Source organism: Aeromicrobium sp. CnD17-E, from assembly GCF_024124745.1.
Classification (GTDB): domain Bacteria; phylum Actinomycetota; class Actinomycetes; order Propionibacteriales; family Nocardioidaceae; genus Aeromicrobium.
Genome location: NZ_JAMXRU010000024.1, coordinates 14,562 through 33,349, shown reverse-complemented (window position 1 = coordinate 33,349; position 18,788 = coordinate 14,562). Strand labels below are relative to the sequence as shown.

Sequence of the window (18,788 nt, the reverse complement as noted above, 5' to 3'; positions counted from 1 at the left end):
CTGCTGGTGGGCGCCGACGCCGCCGACCGCGGCGAGGTGCAGGTCCGCGGCCGGACCCGCCCCTGGCGCTCCCCGCGCCAGGCCATCGACGCCGGCGTCGCGTTCTCCAGCGAGGACCGGCGGGCCGAGGGCGTCGTCGGCGACCTGACCGTCGCCGACAACATGATCCTCGCGCTGCAGGCGACGCGTGGCTGGCTGCGCCCCGTGCCGCAGCGCACCAAGGACGAGCTCGTCCGCCGCTACATCGAGGCCCTCGACATCCGGCCGGCCGACCCGAACGCCCTCATGCGCAACCTCAGCGGCGGCAACCAGCAGAAGGTGCTGCTCGCCCGCTGGCTGATCACCGAGCCGCGGCTCCTGGTGCTCGACGAGCCCACCCGCGGCATCGACGTGGGCGCGAAGGCGCAGATCCAGCAGCTCGTCGCCGAGCTGGCCGCCGACGGGATGGCGGTCGTGTTCATCTCCGCGGAGCTCGAGGAGGTCCTGCGGCTCGCCGACCGCGTCGTCGTCATGCGCGACCGTCGCAAGGTGGCCGAGCAGGTCAACGACGGACTCGAGGTCTCCGACGTGCTCCGCACCATCGCGGGCGCCGGCGAGTCCGCCGTGGCGCTCGAGGTCGTGCCCGACTCCGAGGAGGCTCCCCGTGCCTGACGTCCGTGCGCTCCTGCGCAGCTCTCTCGTGTGGCCCGTCGTGGCCCTGCTCGCCCTCGTGGCACTCAACGTCGTCGTCAACCCCGGCTTCCTGTCGGTGCGTCTGCAGGACGGTCGGCTCTACGGGAGCGTCATCGACATCCTGCGCAACGGCGCCCCGGTCCTGCTCGTCGCGCTCGGCATGACCCTCGTCATCGCGACCCGCGGCATCGACCTCTCGGTGGGTGCGATCGCCGCGATCTCCGGGGCGGTGGCCTGCGTGCAGATCGCGGGCTCGAACCAGGAGTCCGCCGCCGGCACGGCGATCGTCGCGATGACGACGGCGCTCGCCGTCGCCGTCCTGCTCGGCCTCTGGAACGGCTTCCTCGTCTCCGTGCTGGGCATCCAGCCGATCATCGCGACGCTGGTGCTCATGACCGCGGGCCGCGGGCTGGCGATGCTCGTCACCGACGGGCAGATCACCACGGTCACGAACCCGACGTTCAAGCTGATCGGCGCCGGCTTCTTCCTGGCCGTGCCGGTGGCGGTCCTCGTCGCGCTGGCGGTCTTCGCGGCCACGGCGCTCCTGACCCGACGCACCGCGCTCGGCATGCTCATCGAGGCCGTCGGCATCAACCCCGAGGCCAGCCGGCTGGCCGGGGTCCGCAGCCGCACGATCATCTGGACCGTCTACGTGTTCGCCGCGTTCTGCGCCGGGGTCGCCGGCCTGATGATCGCCTCGAACACGAGCGCGGCCGACGCCAACAACGCCGGCCTCTGGATCGAGCTCGACGCGATCCTCGCCGTCGTCATCGGCGGCACGTCGCTCGCCGGCGGCCGGTTCTCGCTGGCCGGCACGTTCGTCGGGGCGCTGTTCATCCAGACCCTCGCGACGACCATCCCCAGCATCGGCATCCCGGCGGAGACGAACTACCTGTTCAAGGCCGTCGCCGTGATCGCGGTCTGCCTGCTGCAGTCCCCGCAGGTCCGCAGCACGCTCGCGGCCCGCCGCACGACCCCCTCCCGCGCGAAGGCAGGTGTCCCCGCATGACCACCGCGACCGTCCCCGCCGGCTCGGCGATCGACCGGCTCAAGGGCTTCACGCCCCCCGACCGCTACCTGCCGGTCGTCGCCACCCTCGCCGTCTTCGTGGGCATGTTCGGCCTCGGGTCGATCCGCTACGAGGGGTTCGCGTCGCCGCAGGTGGTGGCCAACCTGTTCGTCGACAACGCGTTCCTCATCGTGCTGGCCGTCGGCATGACGTTCGTCATCCTCACCGGCGGCATCGACCTCAGCGTCGGCTCGGTCGTCGCGTTGTCGACCATGGTGGCCGCGTCGACGCTGCAGGCCGGCTGGAACCCGGGCCTCGCCATCGCCGCGGTGCTCGCGACCGGTGTCGTGATCGGCCTCTTCCACGGGGTGGTGATCCACTACCTCGGCATCCAGCCCTTCATCGCGACGCTCGCCGGCATGTTCCTCGCCCGCGGGCTCTGCTACCTGATCGACGTCGAGTCGATCCCGATCCGCGACCCGTTCTTCACCGACCTCGCGAGCCGCACCGTGACCCTGCCGGGCGGGGTGTACGTGACGTGGACGGCGCTGCTCGCGCTCGGCGTCGTGGCCGTCGCCGCCTGGGTGCTGCACCTGACCCGCTTCGGCCGCACCGTCTACGCCGTCGGTGGCAGCGAGGCGTCGGCGCTGCTCATGGGCCTGCGCGTCGCGCGGGTCAAGGTCGGGGTCTACGTCGTGAGCGGCTTCTGCTCGGCCCTGGCCGGCCTGCTGTTCTCGCTCTACATGCTCTCCGGCTACAGCCTGCACGCGGTCGGCATGGAGCTCGACGCCATCGCCGCGGTCGTCATCGGCGGCACGCTGCTCGTCGGCGGACGTGGGATGGTGCTGGGGTCGCTGCTCGGGGTGCTCGTGCTGGGGACCATCCAGACGTTCATCTCCTTCGACGGCACGCTGAGCTCCTGGTGGACCAAGATCTCGATCGGGGTCCTCCTGCTGGTGTTCGTCGTCATGCAGCGCTTCTTCACCAGGAGGCAGGCATGACCGTCAGGCCCGACCAGTCCCGCACCCCCGTGATGGCCGACGTGGCCGCGCTCGCCGGGGTCTCGCACCAGACCGTCTCGCGGGTCGTCAACGGGCTCCCGCACGTCGGCGAGGCCACCCGGCAGCGGGTGCTCGCCGCGATCGAGGAGCTCGACTACCGGCCCAACACGGCCGCGCGGACGCTCGTGACCCGCCGGTCGTCGATCATCGGCATCATCAGCACCGAGACCGGGCTGTACGGGCCGAACAGCATCCACCGCACGGTCGAGGAGGCGGCACGCGAGGCCGGCTACTTCGCCGGCTCGGTGGGGCTGAAGACGATCACCGCCGACGGCCTCGCCGCCGCCGTGGACCACCTGCGCCGCCAGTCCGTCGAGGGCATCGTCATGATCGCCGCGCAGCACGAGGCCCTCGACCTCGTGCGTCGGTCCGACCCGGGCGTCCCGCTCGTGGTCGTCGAGGGCGACCTGTCGCGGGCGACGTTCGCCGTCGGGGTCGACCAGCACCGAGGCGCCGTCATCGCCACCCAGCACCTCGTCGACCTCGGTCGTCGCCGGATCGCCCACGTGAGCGGACCGCACGGCTGGACCGAGGCGGAGGCCCGTGCCCAGGGCTGGAGCGACACCGTCGCCGCGGCGGGCCTGCAGCCGGGGCCGCTGCTCGAGGGCGACTGGACGGCCGAGCGGGGCTACGCGCTCGGTCTCGAGCTCGCGGTGCTGCGCGACGTCGACGCCGTCTTCGTCGCCAACGACCAGATGGCGATCGGTGTGCTCCGCGCGCTGCAGGAGTCGGGGCTGTCGGTGCCCGACGACGTCAGCGTCGTCGGCTTCGACGACTCGCCCGAGGCGGGCTACCTGATCCCGCCGCTGACGACCGTGCACCAGGACTTCCCTGAGGTCGGACGTCGGGCGATCGCGGTGCTCCACGCGGCCATCGTCGGCGGTACCGAGGACGTCGACCGGCTGGTGGAGCCCACGCTCGTGGTCCGCGCCAGCACCACCCCGCGCGTCCCGCGCGACCGCCCCGCCGGAGGAGCGCGATGAGCGAGCACCAGCACGACCACGACGACGCCTACGTCGTCGGCGTCGACTACGGCACACTCTCGGGGCGCGCCCTCGTGGTGCGCGTGTCCGACGGCACCGAGCTGGGCTCGGCCGTGCACCCCTACCGGCACGCGGTGCTGGAGCGGAGCCTGCCGTCGAGCCTGACCGGTGGCGCCGAGGTCGCGCTGGAGCCCGACTGGGCGCTGCAGGTGCCGCAGGACTACCGCGAGGTGCTCCAGGTCGCCGTCCCCGCCGCGGTCGAGGCCGCCGGCGTCGACCCGAGCCGCGTGATCGGCATCGCCACCGACTTCACCGCCTGCACGATGGTCCCGACCCGGGCCGACGGCACGCCGCTGAACGAGGTCGACGGGTACGCCGACCGGCCGCACGCCTACGTCAAGCTCTGGAAGCACCACGCCGCCCAGGCGCAGGCCGACCGCATCAACGCGCTCGCCGAGCAGCGGGGGGAGTCGTGGCTCGCCCGCTACGGCGGCCTGCTGTCGTCGGAGTGGGAGCTGGCCAAGGGGCTGCAGCTGCTCGAGGAGGACCCCGACGTCTACGCCCGCACGGAGCGGTGGGTCGAGGCGGCCGACTGGATCGTCTGGCAGCTGTGCGGCGCCTACGTGCGCAACGCGTGCTCCGCGGGCTACAAGGGCGTCCTGCAGGACGGCGCCTACCCCTCGGCCGACTTCCTCGCAGCGCTCAACCCGGCGTTCGCCGACTACGTCGAGACCAAGGTCGAGCAGCCGATCGGCCAGCTCGGCGACCGCGCCGGCTCCCTGTCCGCCCGTGCCGCCGCATGGACCGGGTTGCCCGAGGGCATCGCGGTGGCCGTCGGCAACGTCGACGCGCACGTCAGCGCCCCCGCCGCGCAGGCCGTCGACCACGGCCAGATGGTGGCCATCATGGGCACCTCCACGTGCCACGTGATGAGCGCCGGGGTGCTGCGCGAGGTGCCCGGGATGTGCGGTGTGGTCGACGGCGGCATCGTGGCCGGGAGCTGGGGCTACGAGGCCGGGCAGAGCGGCGTCGGCGACATCTTCGGGTGGTTCGTCGAGCACGGCGTGCCGCCCTACGTGCACGCCGAGGCGGCCGCCGCCGGCCGCAGCGTGCACGAGCACCTCACCGCCCTCGCCGCCGAGCAGGAGGTCGGCGAGCACGGGCTCGTCGCGCTCGACTGGCACAGCGGCAACCGTTCCGTGCTGGTCGACCACGAGCTCTCGGGTCTCGTCGTCGGCCAGACCCTCGCGACCCGGCCGGAGGACGTGTACCGCGCCCTCATCGAGGCGACGGCCTTCGGCACCCGCACCATCATCGAGGCCTTCACCTCCTCCGGCGTCCCCGTCGAGGAGCTCGTGGTGGCCGGCGGGCTGTCGAAGAACCACCTGCTCATGCAGGTCTACGCCGACGTGACGCGCTTGCCGCTGTCCGTCGTCGGGTCCGAGCAGGGCCCAGCCCTGGGCTCTGCTCTCCATGCCGCCGTCGCGGCCGGCGCGTACGCGGACATACGCGCCGCCGCGAAGGCCATGGGGTCCGTGCAGCGCGGTGTGTTCGTCCCGGACGAGGAGTCGGCGCTCGCGTACGACGCCCTGTTCGCCGAGTACACCGCGCTGCACGACCACTTCGGCCGGGGCGGCAACGACGTGATGCACCGCCTGCGTGCGGTGCGGCGCGACGCCGTACGGCGTCGCCGGACCAGGAAGGACGCCTCATGACCGTGACCGCCGACGTCACCGAGACGCTGCGGACGCTGCGCGCCCAGGTGAGCGCGCTGCACGCGGAGCTCACCCGCTACGAGCTCGTCGTCTGGACGGCCGGCAACGTGTCGGCGCGGGTGCCCGGCCACGACCTCATGGTGATCAAGCCGAGCGGCGTCTCCTACGACGACCTGACGCCCGACAACATGGTGCTCTGCGACCTCGACGGCCAGGTCAAGGAGGGCGACCTCGCCCCCAGCTCCGACACCGCCGCGCAGGCCTACGTCTACCGGCACCTGCCGCACGTCGGCGGGGTCGTGCACACCCATTCCACGTACGCGACCGCGTGGGCGTCGCGCGCCGAGCCCATCCCGTGCGTGCTGACGATGATGGCCGACGAGTTCGGCGGCGAGATCCCCGTCGGGCCGTTCGCGCTGATCGGCGACGACTCGATCGGGCGCGGCATCGTCGAGACGCTGCGCGGCAGCCGCTCACCGGCCGTCCTCATGCAGAACCACGGCGTCTTCACCATCGGCAAGGACGCCCGCGCCGCGGTCAAGGCCGCCGTCATGTGCGAGGACGTCGCCCGCACGGTGCACGTGGCGCGCCAGCTCGGCGAGCCCGTGCCGATCCCCGAGCAGCAGGTGACGAGCCTGTTCGACCGCTACCAGAACGTCTACGGCCAATGAGCCCCGAGGGAGAGCACCGCATGAGCACCCAGCAGCAGACGCGCGAGGTCTGGTTCCTGACCGGCAGCCAGTCCCTCTACGGCGAGGAGACGCTCGCGCAGGTGGCGTCGCAGTCGCGCGAGGTCGCCGCCATGGTCGACGGCGACGACCGGATCCCCGTGCCCGTCGTGTGGAAGCCCGTGCTCACCACGGCCGACGCGATCCGGCGGGTCGTGCTCGAGGCGAACGCCGACGACGCGTGCGTCGGGCTGATCGGGTGGATGCACACCTTCTCCCCGGCGAAGATGTGGATCCAGGGTCTCGACGCGCTGCAGAAGCCGTTCCTGCACCTGCACACGCAGTGGCACCGCGACATCCCCTGGGAGTCCATCGACATGGACTTCATGAACCTCAACCAGGCGGCGCACGGCGACCGCGAGTTCGGCTTCGTGCAGACCCGCCTGGGGGTGGCGCGCAAGACCGTGGCGGGCCACGTCAGCGACCCGAGCGTCGGCGCGCGGATCGCGACCTGGGTGCGGGCGGCCACGGCGGCGCAGGACGTGCGGACCCTGCGGCTCGCGCGCTTCGGCGACAACATGCGCGACGTCGCCGTCACCGAGGGCGACAAGGTCGAGGCGCAGCGTCGCTTCGGCGTCTCGGTGAACACGTTCGGCGTGAACGACCTCGTCGACGTCGTCGACGCGGTGGAGCCGGGCGCGGTGGACAAGGTCGTCGCGGAGTACGAGGACCTGTACGACGTCGCGTCCGACCTGCACGCGGGCGCCGACCGGCACCACCTGCTGCGCGACGCCGCGCAGATCGAGGTCGGGCTGCGCCGCTTCCTGGAGGAGGGCGGCTACGGCGCCTTCACGACGAGCTTCGAGGACCTCGGGGGGCTCCGACAGCTGCCCGGCATCGCGGTGCAGCGGCTCATGGCCGACGGCTACGGCTTCGGCGGCGAGGGCGACTGGAAGACGTCGGTGCTGGTGCGCACCACCAAGACGATGACCGCGGGGCTGCCCGGCGGCACGTCGTTCATGGAGGACTACACGTACCACCTCGAGCCCGGCAACCAGAAGTCGCTGGGTGCGCACATGCTCGAGGTGTGCCCGACGATCAGCTCGCAGCGGCCGTCGGCCGAGGCGCATCCGCTCAGCATGGGCAACCGTGAGGACCCCGTGCGGCTGCGCTTCGTCGCCGACCCGGGCGAGGCGGTCGTGGTCGGCCTGGCCGACCTCGGCGACCGCTTCCGGCTCACCGCGAACGACGTGACGCTGGTCGAGCCCGACGCGCCCCTGCCGAACCTGCCCGTCGCGTGCGCCGTGTGGCAGGCCCACCCGTCGCTCCCGACGGCTGCCGAGGCGTGGCTGATGTCGGGCGGACCGCACCACACGGTGCTCACCACCGCCGTCGGCATCGAGGCCTTCCGCGACCTCGCCGAGATCCTGCGGACCGAGCTCGTGCACATCGACGCCGACACCACCCCCCATCGCTTCCTGCAGGAGCTGCGCTGGAATGCGGCGTACTACCGGCTGGCGGACGGGATCTGAGGCGTTCCCGGCGGTCGTCGTGACCTTGCTGGTGCGCTGGTTGCGGGGGGTCTGTCCTTGCCGCTGCGCTGCCTCGGGGGGTCTGGGTTTGCTGGTGCGCTGCCGCAGGGTCTGTACTTGCTGGTGCGCTGCCTCGGCATTCGCTGGGGGCGGCCTCCGAAAGAGCCTCGACCGGCAGCGGGCCCGGGGGTGACTTCGGGTCTCGGGGCTTGGTCTGGGCTCTCGGGTGACGCACGATTCCTCGTTTCTGCGTTCTTGACCCACCGTTCTGCGTTGGCGCGTCCTATCGGTGGATCTGCAACCGCAGAAGCCGTTCTGCGGTTGAGGATCCACCGATAGCGGGCTGTCGGCGCGAAAGTCTCTGCGTTCATGACGGGATCCCGTAGCAAACGCAGAGCCTTGCGCCCATCCCGTGCCCAAGCCGCAGCCCGAGACCCCAGACCAGCGCAGGTGCCAGCCGCCCGGTCGAGGCCCTTGCGGAGACCAGACACAGCGAAGGCCGAGGCAGCGCAGCAGCAAGCCCAGACCCCCTGCGGCAGCGCAGCAGCAGGTCGGGACCCCCGCAGGCAGCGCAGCAGCAAGGCCAGACCCCCGCAGGCAGCGCAGCAGCAAGGCCAGACCCCCGCAGGCAGCGCACCCCCACCGACCCCCGCCCCGTCTGGGACGATCAAGGCGTGAGCAGCGGGGTGGGGCGGGTCGACGACGTGGCGGCGATGCGTCGCGCTCTCGTGCTGGCAGAGCGGGCGCTCGCGGCCGACGACGTGCCGGTGGGTGCGGTCGTGCTCGACCCCGCGGGCGAGGTCGTGGGGGAGGGCTTCAACACGCGGGAGCGCGACCAGGACCCGCTCGGTCACGCGGAGCTGGTGGCCCTCCGGTCGGCGTCGTCGCGGCTCGGCACCTGGCGTCTCGACGACTGCACGCTGGTCGTCACGCTCGAGCCGTGCACGATGTGCGCTGGCGCGATCGTGTCGTCGCGGGTCCGTCGGCTCGTGCTGGGGGCGTGGGACGACAAGGCCGGGGCGGTCGGGTCCCTGTGGGACGTCGTGCGCGACCGTCGCCTCAATCACCGCCCCGAGGTGACGTCGGGCGTGCTGGCGGCGGAGTCGTCCACCCTCCTGCGCGCCTTCTTCGCCGAGCGTCGCTGAGCGCCGTCCCGGTGCCCTTCCTCCGGGTTCGGGGGTGTGGTCCCGTCCAGGGTGCAGGGCGCTGGTTCCCATGAGGTCATGGGAGTCAGTGCGCGGCGCCACCGCGGAATAAGTTGAAAGTTGAACTAGTTGGTGCAAGCATGAGGACCAGGAGGCTTCCATGAGCAGCATGCAGTTCGGCATCTTCACCGTCGGCGACGTCACCCAGGACCCCACCGACGGGACGACGCCCACGGAGAACGCGCGCATCAAGGCGCTCGTCGAGATCGCGAAGAAGACCGAGGAGGTCGGGCTCGACGTCTTCGCCAGCGGGCAGCAGCACAACCCGCCCTTCGTGACGACGTCGCCGACCACGCTCATGGCCTACATGGCCGCGCAGACCGAGCGCATCGTGTTCTCCACGGCCATCGCGCAGATCACGACGAACGACCCGGTCCGGCTGGCCGAGGACTACTCCGTGCTGCAGCACCTGTCCGACGGCCGCGTCGACCTCATGCTCGGGCGCGGCAACTCCGCGCCCGTCTACTCGTGGTTCGGCCAGGACCCAACCCGTGCCGTCGAGCTCACGGTCGAGAACTACCAGCTCCTGCGTCGCCTGTGGGACGAGGACGTCGTCGACTGGGAGGGCCGCTTCCGCACGCCGCTGCGCGGCTTCACCGCCACGCCGCGCCCCCTCGACGGCGTGCCGCCCATGGTCTGGCACGCGTCGATCCGCACCCCCGAGGTGGCCGAGCTGGCCGCCTACTACGGCGACGGCTACTTCGCGAACAACATCTTCTGGCCCAAGGAGCACTACATCCGGCTGATCAACTTCTACCGGCAGCGCTACGCCCACTACGGGCACGGCGAGCCGGAGCAGGCGATCGTCGGGCTCGGCGGCCAGGTGTTCATGCGCAAGAACAGCCAGGACGCGATGCGCGAGTTCCGCCCCTACTTCGACAACGCGCCGGTCTACGGCCACGGGCCGAGCCTGGAGGACTTCACCGCGCAGACACCGCTCACCGTCGGCAGCCCGCAGGAGTTCATCGAGAAGACGCTGACCTTCGCCGACTACTTCGGCGACTACCAGCGTCAGCTCTTCCTCGTCGACCACGCCGGACTCCCGCAGAAGGAGGTGCTGCACCAGATCGACATGATCGGCGAGGTGCTGCCCACGCTGCGCAAGGAGTTCGAGGCCCGCCGGCCCGCCGGGGTCCCCGACGCGCCCACCCACGCCTCGCGCGTGGCCGCCCGCGATGCCGCGCAGGCCGAGAGCAGCGACGAGGAGGTGCGCGCATGACGCGGGTCGTCATCGTCTCCGCCGGCCTCGGCAACCCCTCGACCACCCGCCTGCTCGCCGACCAGCTCGCCGCCGGCGTGCAGCGCGCCGACGGCACCGCGTCGATCGAGGTCGTCGAGCTGCGACCCCTGGCGCACGACGTCGTCGACGCCACGCTCAGCGGGTTCGCGGCGCCGCGGCTGCAGCACGTGATCGACCAGCTCGCCGCGGCCGACGCGGTCGGGTTCGTGACCCCTGTCTTCCAGGCGTCGTACAGCGGCCTGTTCAAGTCGTTCGTCGACGTCCTCGAGCCCGACGCGCTCATCGGCAAGCCGGTGCTGCTCGGTGCCACCGGCGGCACCGCCCGGCACTCGCTGGCCGTCGAGTACGCGATGCGTCCGCTGATGGCCTACCTGCAGGCCGTGCCGGTGCCCACCGGCGTGTTCGCATCGCCCCACGACTGGAGCGCCGACGGCGAGGGGGCGCTGACGACGCGGGTCGACCGCGCCGTCGGCGAGCTCATGAGCCTGCTGGGCGGTGCCGGCACGGGGCGCACCCGCGACGACGACATCGACCTGTTCAGCGACACGATGTTGAGCATCTCCGACCCGCAGCGCCGACCCTGACCTCACGTCCCCGGGCCGTCGCCCGGCTCCCGTGGCGGACGTCTTCCGCGGCGACGTCGTCGGGCGTACGGTCGGAGGATGTGCCGGAACATCCGCAGGCTCCACAACTTCGAGCCGCCCACCACCGACGACGAGGTGCGTGAGGCCGCTCTGCAGTTCGTGCGAAAGACGAGCGGCTACACCCGGCCCTCGCGCGCGAACGCCGAGGCGTTCGAGCGAGCGGTGGACGAGATCGCGGCGGCCACCCGGCGGATGCTCGACGACCTCGTGACGAGCGCCCCGCCGCGCGACCGGGACGTCGAGGCGGTCAAGGGCCGCGAGCGGCACGAGAAGCGCATGGAGCGCGAGGTGCGGCTGCGCACCGGCGCCGCGTCCTAGGAGACCGCTAGCCGGACGTCGACGCGGGCAGGTGCTCCTCGAACCACTGCAGCACGAGGTCGCGCGCCACGAGCGTGCCGAACGACAACGTCCCCAGGCCTCGACCGAGCGTGTGCTCCTGGCCGGGCAGCTCGACGTAGCGCGTCGTGATGCCGGCCCGGCGCGACGCGTCGGCGAACCGACGCACCGGGTCCGGGAGGATCAGGTGGTCGGCGCCGCCCTGGACGACGAGGACCGGAGCACCGTCGCACGCGCCGACCACGGTCCGGCACTGCTGCAGGGGCTCCTCGACGTGCTCGGCGGAGTCGGTGAACGCGTACCGCTCGGGGAACTCCTGTGGCGAGCCGCCGACGTACAGGTCGCCGTAGCCGCGTCCCAGCGCCGACTCGTCGTAGGCGGCCGACCCGTCGACTGCCGGGTAGAGCCCGACCACCGCGGACACCCGCGGCAGGTCGTCGCGCGACCCGCACGACGGGTCGAGGCTGCGGCCCAGGTTCGCTGCGTTGATGGCGAGCTGACCTCCGGCGGAGTCGCCCATCGTCCCCACGCGGTCGGGGTCGAGGCCGACCCGCGGGCCCCGTCGGGTGACCCAGGTCAGGGCGCAGCCGACGTCGGCCACGGCGAGGTCCCACGTCTGGCGGTCGCGGGTCGCCAGCCGGTAGCTGACGTCGAGGACGGCGTACCCACGGTCGAGCAGGGGCGGGAAGTAGGGGGTGGGGCGCGGGGCTCCGCTGGTGAAGCCGCCGCCGTGCACGTTCACGACGACGGGCACACGACGGTCGGCCGAGGCGCCCCGCGGCAGGTAGAGGTCGGCCGACAGCGCGTCGCCGTCGACCCGCCCGACGGTCACGGTCCGGTCGGGCTGCACCACGCCCCGCTGGAACGGCAGGGTGGGCGCGAAGACGCCCACGTCGGCGCCGACCCGTTGCGCGTCGACCACCTGGTAGGTCCACAGCCCGAGCGACGAGACGAGCGCGACCGCCGTGACGACCGGGAGCGGCCGCCACGGGTCGAGCCCGCGACGTCGGGCACCGACGAGCGCGATGACGAGCAGCAGGGCCGCGAGCACCACGTTCCAGACACCCAGCGCGTCGCGCCACACGCCGACGGCGACGACCACGTACTGCGCGGCATGGTGCTGGAGCACGGGCTCCCACCAGGAGGGCCGGGTCCAGGCGACCACCTGACCGAGCACGGTGACGAGCACGAGCACCACCAGCACGGTGCGGCCGAGCCCACGCACGGCTCCGCCTCCCGCCCGATCCGCTGCCACGTCGTCCCTCTCCTCGTCCGGCCCCCGGCCGCGACCGTACCCGTGGTCGGCCCAGGTCGCGAGCGGGGCCCCGGGCCCTACCGTGGAGGGATGGTCGCCTCCCCGTACCGGCTCGTCCCCGCCCGCGCGGAACGTCGGCTGAGCGAACGGTTCTTCGGCCGGTTCCGCCGGGTCGGGCTGCGTGGCGTGCTGGCCGACCTCGACCGTCGGGCGACGCCGGCGCAGGTCCCGGGCGACGCTGCGGCGGAGGGCATCACGTGGGAGGACCGTGACGCGACCACCGACCGCTGGTGGCCGCAGGGCGTGACGACGTCGGCCGACGCGTACGGCCCGGACCCGCAGTCGGGCACCTACGCGGGCCGCCTGGTGCTACTCGCGAGCTGGTACGCCCACGGAGCGCTCGGCTGGCTGACGCTCGGGTCGCGGGTGTCCGTCGTCGACCTCACGGACCCTGCGGACCCCCGCTACCGGCACGTCCTGCTCGTGGAGCCGCGGCGCCGGCTCGGGCTGCACCGGCTGCGGCCCGTGCGCGTGCACGCGGGCGGGATCGTCTGGTACGGCGACCACCTCTTCGTGGCCGGCAGCTCGCGGGGCATCCGCGTGTTCCGTGTCGACGACGTCGTGCGGGTGCGGAACCGCTGGCGCACCCGCGGCTACCGCTACGTCCTGCCGCAGCTGACGACCTATGACGCGACGACCACTGGCGACGCGCGACCGATGACCTACTCCTTCCTCTCGCTCGACCGCGCCGGCGACGTCGACCACCTGGTGGCCGGCGAGTACGGCCGCAAGGGCGCCACCCACCGCCTCCTGCGCTACGAGCTGGACCGCGAGACGCAGCTGCTGCGTGGCGTCGAGGCGGGCCCGGCCGAGCCGGTCGAGGCGCACGACGGCGTCGCCCCGCGGATGCAAGGAGCGGTGCTCGTCGACGGCACGTGGGTGATCACCGCGAGCGCCGGCGAGGACGTGCCTGGGGACCTGTGGGTCGGACGTCCTGGCGCGCTCCACCGGCACCGTGGCGTGCTGCCGACCGGTCCGGAGGACATCACGTGGTGGCCCCAACGCGGTCAGCTGTGGACGCTCACCGAGTGGCCCGGGCGTCGCTGGGTGTACGGCATCGACGTCGACCGGTGGGTGCGTCCGGCGCCGCCCGCCTGACCCGCGGTGAGCTCGGTCAGAGGCCGAGGAGGGTCCGGGACTCCTCGCGCATCTCGACCTTGCGGACCTTGCCGGTGACCGTCATCGGGAACTCCTCGACCACGTGCACGTACCGCGGCACCTTGTAGTGGGCCAGCCGCCCGGTGCAGAACTCCCGCACCGACTCGACCGTGAGGGTGCCGACGCCGTCGCGCAGCCGGACCCACGCCATGAGTTCCTCGCCGTAGCGCTCGTCGGGCACGCCGACGACCTGCACATCGAGCACGTCGGGGTGCGTGAGCAGGAACTCCTCGACCTCGCGCGGGTAGATGTTCTCGCCGCCACGGATGACGACGTCCTTGATGCGACCCGTGACGCTGACGTACCCCTCGTCGTCCATGACGGCGAGGTCGCCGGTGTGCATCCACGCGTCGGCGTCGATCGCCTCGGCGGTCTTGGCCGGCTCCTCCCAGTAGCCGAGCATCACCGAGTACCCGCGCGTGCACAGCTCGCCCGCCGTGCCGCGGGGGACGACGTCGCCGGTGAGCGGGTCGACGACCTTGACCTCGAGGTTGGGGTGCACGCGCCCGACGGTGCTGACGCGACGCTCGACCGAGTCGTCGGTGCGGGTCTGGGTCGAGACGGGCGAGGTCTCGGTCATGCCGTAGCAGATCGAGACCTCCTCGGCCCCCATCCGGTCGATGACCTGCTTCATCACCTCGACCGGGCACGGGGAGCCGGCCATGATCCCGGTGCGCAGCGCGGACAGGTCGTGCTCGTCGTACGACGGGTCGGACAGCATCGCGATGAACATGGTGGGCACGCCGTACAGCGACGTGCAGCGCTCCTGCGCCGCGGCGCGCAGGGTGGCGGCAGGGTCGAACATGGGGGCAGGGATGACCATCGTCGCGCCGTGCGACGTGGCTGCGAGGTTGCCCATGACCATGCCGAAGCAGTGGTAGAAGGGCACGGGGATCGCGATCCGGTCGTCGGCCGTGTAGTGCAGGAGCTCGCCGACCGCGAAGCCGTTGTTGAGGATGTTGCGGTGCGAGAGGGTCGCGCCCTTGGGGAAGCCGGTGGTGCCCGACGTGTACTGGATGTTGATCGGGTCGCCGGGGTCGAGCGTGGCCTCCACGGCGCCGACGTCGAGGTCGCTCGCGCGGCCGGCGTCGGTCAGGGCTTCCCAGGCTGTGCTGTTCGCCGCCCACGGCCCGGCACCCCCGCCGGGCGGGCCGATCAGGACGACGTCGGTCAGGTGCGGGTGGTCGGGGCGGACCTGCTCGATCATGTCGGCGAACGAGGCGCCCTTGAGCTCGGGCACGGCCACGATGGCGCGCATGCCCGACTGGCCGACGACGTAGCCGAGCTCGTGGGCGCGGTACGCGGGGTTGACGTTGACCAGCACGACGCCGAGTCGCGCCGTCGCGTACTGGACGAGCGTCCACTCCGCGCAGTTCGGCGCCCAGATGCCGACCCTGTCGCCCTTCTCCAGCCCCAGCGACGCGAGCCCGCGCGCCACCGCGGTGACGTCGTCCCACAGCTCTCGATAGGTCCAGCGCCGTCCGGTGGCGCACTCCACGAGCGCCTCGCCGTCGGGCACGCGCGCGACGGTGGCGGCGAGGTCGGCGCCGATGGTGGTCTCGAGCAGCGGAACGTCGGTGCTGCCGGTCGCGTGGCTGGGTCGGGCTGTCATCGGTCCCCCCGAGAGCAGTGTGTGCTGGGTCACGTCGAGTCTGCCACGCGTCGACGACGGACCTCCTTCGGCCCGACCTCAGGAGGTGGCGTCGAGCACCCTCAGGATGTTGCGCCCCGTGAGACGGGACAGGTCGTCGGCGGACCAGCCGCGTCGGGCCAGCTCGTCGAGCAGCGCGGCGTGGCCGGTGACGTCGTCCATGCCGACCGGGAAGTGGTCGAAGCCGTCGTAGTCGCCCCCGAGCCCGACGTGCTCGACGCCGGCCACCTCGCGGGCGTGGTCGACGTGGTCGGCGACGTGCTGCACGGTGACCACGGGCTTCTCGCCGGCCGTGGCGGGGTCGGTCTCGTGCCGCTCGAACCAGGCCGCGAACTCGGCGCTGACGAACGACGGCACGTAGGTGACCATGACGACCCCGCCGTTGCCGGGGAGCCGCTCCAGCACGTCGTCGGGGACGTTGCGCGGGTGGTCCGTGACGGCGCGGCACGAGGAGTGGCTGAAGATCACCGGCGCGCTGCTGACGTCGAGCGCGTCGTGCATGGTCGTCGCGGCGACGTGCGAGAGGTCGACGAGCATGCCGACGGCGTTCATCTCGCGCACGACGTCGCGGCCGAACGCGGTGAGCCCGCCGTGCTGCGGCTCGTCGGTGGCGGAGTCGGCCCACGGCGTGTTCTCGTTGTGGGTGAGCGTCATGTAGCGCACGCCGAGCCGGGCGAGCTGCCGCAGGACCGCGAGGGAGCCGTCGATGCTGTGCCCGCCCTCGGCGCCCAGGAGCGACGCGAGCCGCCCCGAGGCCCAGGCGGCGCGGACGTCGTCGCCCGTCCAGCACAGCGCCGTGCGCTCCGGGTAGCGGGCGGCGAGCCGGTGCACCCAGTCGACCTGCTCGAGCGTGTAGGTGACGGCGTCGGCCCCGCGCCGCTCGCAGGGCGCGTAGACCGACCAGAACTGCCCGCCGACGCCCGCGGCGCGCAGCCGCGCGAGGTCGGTGTGGAACGTCGGCTCGACGCCGTCGGACGCACGGTCGGCGTCGAGCCCCTCGACGGAGTACCCGGCGGCCTCCCTCGCCTCCCACGCGAGGTCGTCGTGGCCGTCGACGAGGGGTGCGACGCGCACGGCCTCCTGCGCGGCGGGTTCGGTGAGCAGGGAGCCGAGGGTCGCGTCCATGCCCCCACGGTAGGACGCCGGGCGTCAGCCGCCTGGGCAGGTGTTGGTGCCGCCGCTGTGCACGGCGCACCCGCCGTTCGGGCGCGCGGGCGTCGGCTCGGGTGCGGTGCGGTCGCGCCAGTCGCGCGCGGCATCGGGGCCCACGGCCACGACGGGCACCAGCGCCAGCGCCAGCGCGAGGCCGAGCCCGACGGCGGCGAGAGCGCGACCTTGCACGAGCGCGAGGCACAGTCCCATGAACGGCAGCACCGTGGTGAGCGCCATGGCGACGGTGACGCCGACGAGCACCTTCGTCTCCTCGGCCGGGCTGAGCCCGTCGAGGCTGAAGCCGGTGGCGACCGTCCAGAGGTAGGCGAGGAGTCCGGCGACCCAGGACAGCCATGCGAGGGCGATCCCCCGGGACGTCGAAGGGTCTGCCGTCGTCCGGTGCTCCGTCATGGGCCACCTCCGGGCTCGGGGTCGACGTGACTGTCCCGTGGCGTCGACTGCGGTGTCAAGGCTCGACGCCGGTGGCAGGGTGGGTCGTATGCACCCGTTGCACGAGCTGACCCTGGCCGACCTGCGCCGCCGCACGAGCGTCAAGTGGACGCTCCACGAGCCCGACGTGCTGCCCGCGTTCGTCGCCGAGATGGACGTGCCGCTCGCGGAGCCCGTCGCGCGGGCGCTGTCCGAGGCCGTCGCGCTCGGCGACACCGGCTACCCGAAGGCCGGGACGTACGCGCAGGCGCTGGCGTCGTTCGCTGCCGACCGGTGGGGCTGGCAGCTCGACCCGGCCAGCACGCTCGACGTCGCCGACGTGATGGTCGGGATCGAGGAGGTGCTGAGGCTGCACGACGCACCGGACGCTCCCGTCATCCTGAACCCGCCCGTGTACCCGCCGTTCTACGACGCGGTCGCGCACGTCGGGCGGGCCCGGGTGGAGGTGCCGCTCGGTGCCGACGGACGGCTCGATCTCGACGGCCTGGCCGCCGCGTTCGCGCGCCACCCGGGCGCCGCCTACCTGCTGTGCAGTCCGCACAACCCCACCGCGGTCGTGCACACCCGCGAGGAGCTGTCGACCGTGGCGAGGCTGGCCGCCGAGCACGGCGTGCGAGTCGTGGTGGACGAGATCCACGCGCCGCTCGCTCCGGTCGCGGGGGAGCCCGACGCGTTCGTGCCGTACCTCTCGGTCGAGGGGACCGACGACGCCTACGCCGTGCTGTCGGCGTCGAAGGCGTTCAACCTGGCGGGTCTGAAGGCTGCGGTGGTCGTGGGCGGCGCTGCCACCGCGGACGAGCGGGCCGCAGTGCTCGAGATCGTCAGCCACGGCCCCAGCCACCTCGGCACGCTCGCCCACACGACGGCGCTGCGCGACGGTCGCGACTGGCTCGACGCCCTGCGTGCCGACCTGCGCGGGAACCGCGAGCTGCTGGAGGAGCTCGTGGACGAGCACCTTCCGTCAGCGCGCCTGGTCGCCGGGCCCGGCACCTACACGGCGTGGCTCGACCTGCGCGCGTACGACGTCGGCGACGACCCGGCCGTGCGCCTCCTGGAGCAGGGCCGGGTCGCCCTCGGCCCCGGCCCGACGTTCGGCGGCACGTCACGCGTCGGCGACGGCCGCGCTCGCCTGACCTACGCCACCCCGCCCGACGTCCTGCGCGAGATCGTCACCCGCCTCACCTCCGCCCTCCCCTGACCCCACCCCCCGCCGCCCCTGGGCCCGCGTTTTGCGGAGATCGTGACGGTTTTCTGGCGCGGAACCGTCATCAGCTCCACACAACGCGGGCTCTGCGCTGGGGTCAGGGGGAGGGGACGACGAGGTCGGCGTGCTCGCGCCGGGCGGTCACGCGCAGGGCGTTCGGCTCGTCCACGTCGTCGACCCACGCCTGGGCGTCCTCGCGCGACTTCCCGTGCTTGACGTGACGCATGACCAGGCGCGACCGTCGACGTCCGTCGTCGAGGTCGACGAACCAGACGGCGTCGAGCTCGCGCCGGACGTCGGGCCACGGCTCGTCGGCGTCGAGGAGGTAGTTGCCCTCGGTCACCACCACGCGGTGCTCCGGCGCGATCGTGATCGACGCGGCGACCGGCTGCTCGAGGTCGCGCTCGAAGCCCGGCGCCAGGACGTCGTGGTCGGTCTCTGCGCGGAGGCGGCGCAGCAGCGCGAGGTAGCCGTACGCGTCGAACGTCTCGACGGCGCCCTTGCGGGCGAGGAGCCCGCGCTCGAGCAGGGCGACGTCGGCGAGGTGGAAGCCGTCCATCGGCACCCGCACGGCGGGGACGCCCTGCGCCGACAGCCGGTTGGCGAGCCGTCGGGCCATCGTCGACTTCCCGCTCCCCGGCGCACCGACGAGGCCGAGCAGCACGCGACGGGCCGGGTCGGCCTCGGCCAGCGCTGCCGCCCGCGCGGCGAGGTCGTCGAGGTCCACGACGCTCATCCTCCTCCTGCACGGGGTCGCTCCCGCTCGCCAAACCCACCGGCGGGTGACGCGCAG

18 protein-coding genes are annotated in these 18,788 nt (G+C 72.7%); 13 read left to right on the top strand and 5 right to left on the bottom strand.

Going from position 1 to position 18,788, the window contains the following annotated elements:
* The 11 genes from NH339_RS07140 to NH339_RS07090 form a co-directional block, all read left to right on the top strand.
* A partial coding sequence (locus NH339_RS07140; protein WP_253023881.1) for an ATP-binding cassette domain-containing protein occupies positions 1 to 651 on the top strand: 651 nt, incomplete at its 5' end.
* A complete protein-coding gene (locus tag NH339_RS07135; RefSeq protein WP_253023879.1) occupies positions 644 to 1,681 on the top strand; it encodes an ABC transporter permease in 1,038 nt (345 codons plus the stop codon). The genes NH339_RS07140 and NH339_RS07135, both read left to right, overlap by 8 nt.
* Complete coding sequence (yjfF, locus tag NH339_RS07130; protein WP_253023877.1) at positions 1,678 to 2,682, top strand: galactofuranose ABC transporter, permease protein YjfF; 1,005 nt, start codon at positions 1,678 to 1,680, stop codon at positions 2,680 to 2,682. Before NH339_RS07135 ends, yjfF begins: the two co-directional genes overlap by 4 nt.
* Entirely contained in the window at positions 2,679 to 3,725 is a 1,047-nt protein-coding gene (locus tag NH339_RS07125) for a LacI family DNA-binding transcriptional regulator (protein WP_253023875.1), read from the top strand. Before yjfF ends, NH339_RS07125 begins: the two co-directional genes overlap by 4 nt.
* Positions 3,722 to 5,440, top strand: a complete 1,719-nt coding sequence (gene araB / locus NH339_RS07120) for a ribulokinase (protein WP_253023873.1) — start codon at positions 3,722 to 3,724, stop codon at positions 5,438 to 5,440. Before NH339_RS07125 ends, araB begins: the two co-directional genes overlap by 4 nt.
* Positions 5,437 to 6,111: an L-ribulose-5-phosphate 4-epimerase gene (locus NH339_RS07115; protein WP_253023871.1), complete on the top strand. Its 675-nt coding sequence runs from the start codon at positions 5,437 to 5,439 to the stop codon at positions 6,109 to 6,111. Before araB ends, NH339_RS07115 begins: the two co-directional genes overlap by 4 nt.
* Before the next feature lie 20 nt (positions 6,112 to 6,131).
* Positions 6,132 to 7,640 (top strand): L-arabinose isomerase, encoded by a 1,509-nt coding sequence (araA, locus tag NH339_RS07110; RefSeq protein WP_253023869.1) that lies wholly within the window; start codon positions 6,132 to 6,134, stop codon positions 7,638 to 7,640.
* Between the two features lie 674 nt (positions 7,641 to 8,314).
* Complete coding sequence (tadA, locus tag NH339_RS07105; RefSeq protein WP_308207043.1) at positions 8,315 to 8,785, top strand: tRNA adenosine(34) deaminase TadA; 471 nt, start codon at positions 8,315 to 8,317, stop codon at positions 8,783 to 8,785.
* 169 nt (positions 8,786 to 8,954) lie between these two features.
* A complete protein-coding gene (locus NH339_RS07100) occupies positions 8,955 to 10,064 on the top strand; it encodes an LLM class flavin-dependent oxidoreductase (protein WP_253023883.1) in 1,110 nt (369 codons plus the stop codon).
* A complete protein-coding gene (locus NH339_RS07095) occupies positions 10,061 to 10,669 on the top strand; it encodes a CE1759 family FMN reductase (RefSeq protein WP_253023866.1) in 609 nt (202 codons plus the stop codon). The genes NH339_RS07100 and NH339_RS07095 overlap by 4 nt, the downstream gene beginning before the upstream one ends.
* Positions 10,670 to 10,747: 78 nt before the next feature.
* Positions 10,748 to 11,047, top strand: a complete 300-nt coding sequence (locus NH339_RS07090) for a DUF2277 domain-containing protein (RefSeq protein ID WP_253023864.1) — start codon at positions 10,748 to 10,750, stop codon at positions 11,045 to 11,047.
* A 7-nt stretch (positions 11,048 to 11,054) separates the two neighbouring features.
* Here NH339_RS07090 and NH339_RS18425 read toward each other — a convergent pair whose 3' ends face one another.
* Complete coding sequence (locus NH339_RS18425) at positions 11,055 to 12,290, bottom strand: S9 family peptidase (protein WP_253023862.1); 1,236 nt, start codon at positions 12,288 to 12,290, stop codon at positions 11,055 to 11,057.
* A 120-nt stretch (positions 12,291 to 12,410) separates the two neighbouring features.
* Here NH339_RS18425 and NH339_RS07080 point away from each other — a divergent pair, with 120 nt between their 5' ends.
* On the top strand, positions 12,411 to 13,478 hold the full coding sequence (locus NH339_RS07080; RefSeq protein ID WP_253023860.1) for a hypothetical protein: 1,068 nt from the start codon (positions 12,411 to 12,413) through the stop codon (positions 13,476 to 13,478).
* A 16-nt stretch (positions 13,479 to 13,494) separates the two neighbouring features.
* On the opposite strand, the gene NH339_RS07075 is transcribed toward NH339_RS07080, so the two are convergent.
* From NH339_RS07075 to NH339_RS07065, 3 genes are all read right to left on the bottom strand, one after another.
* Positions 13,495 to 15,150 carry an AMP-binding protein gene (locus NH339_RS07075; protein ID WP_253023858.1) on the bottom strand — a complete coding sequence of 552 codons (1,656 nt, stop codon included), beginning with the start codon at positions 15,148 to 15,150 and terminating at the stop codon, positions 13,495 to 13,497.
* Positions 15,151 to 15,228: 78 nt separating this feature from the next.
* Positions 15,229 to 16,314: a dipeptidase gene (locus NH339_RS07070; protein WP_253023856.1), complete on the bottom strand. Its 1,086-nt coding sequence runs from the start codon at positions 16,312 to 16,314 to the stop codon at positions 15,229 to 15,231.
* 24 nt (positions 16,315 to 16,338) lie between these two features.
* Positions 16,339 to 16,752: a hypothetical protein gene (locus NH339_RS07065; RefSeq protein ID WP_253023854.1), complete on the bottom strand. Its 414-nt coding sequence runs from the start codon at positions 16,750 to 16,752 to the stop codon at positions 16,339 to 16,341.
* Between the two features lie 88 nt (positions 16,753 to 16,840).
* Between NH339_RS07065 and NH339_RS07060 the strand changes: the two genes are divergently transcribed.
* Positions 16,841 to 17,989, top strand: a complete 1,149-nt coding sequence (locus NH339_RS07060; RefSeq protein WP_253023852.1) for a MalY/PatB family protein — start codon at positions 16,841 to 16,843, stop codon at positions 17,987 to 17,989.
* A 103-nt stretch (positions 17,990 to 18,092) separates the two neighbouring features.
* On the opposite strand, the gene NH339_RS07055 is transcribed toward NH339_RS07060, so the two are convergent.
* A complete protein-coding gene (locus tag NH339_RS07055; protein ID WP_253023850.1) occupies positions 18,093 to 18,731 on the bottom strand; it encodes a nucleoside/nucleotide kinase family protein in 639 nt (212 codons plus the stop codon).
* Positions 18,732 to 18,788: the final 57 nt, after the last annotated feature.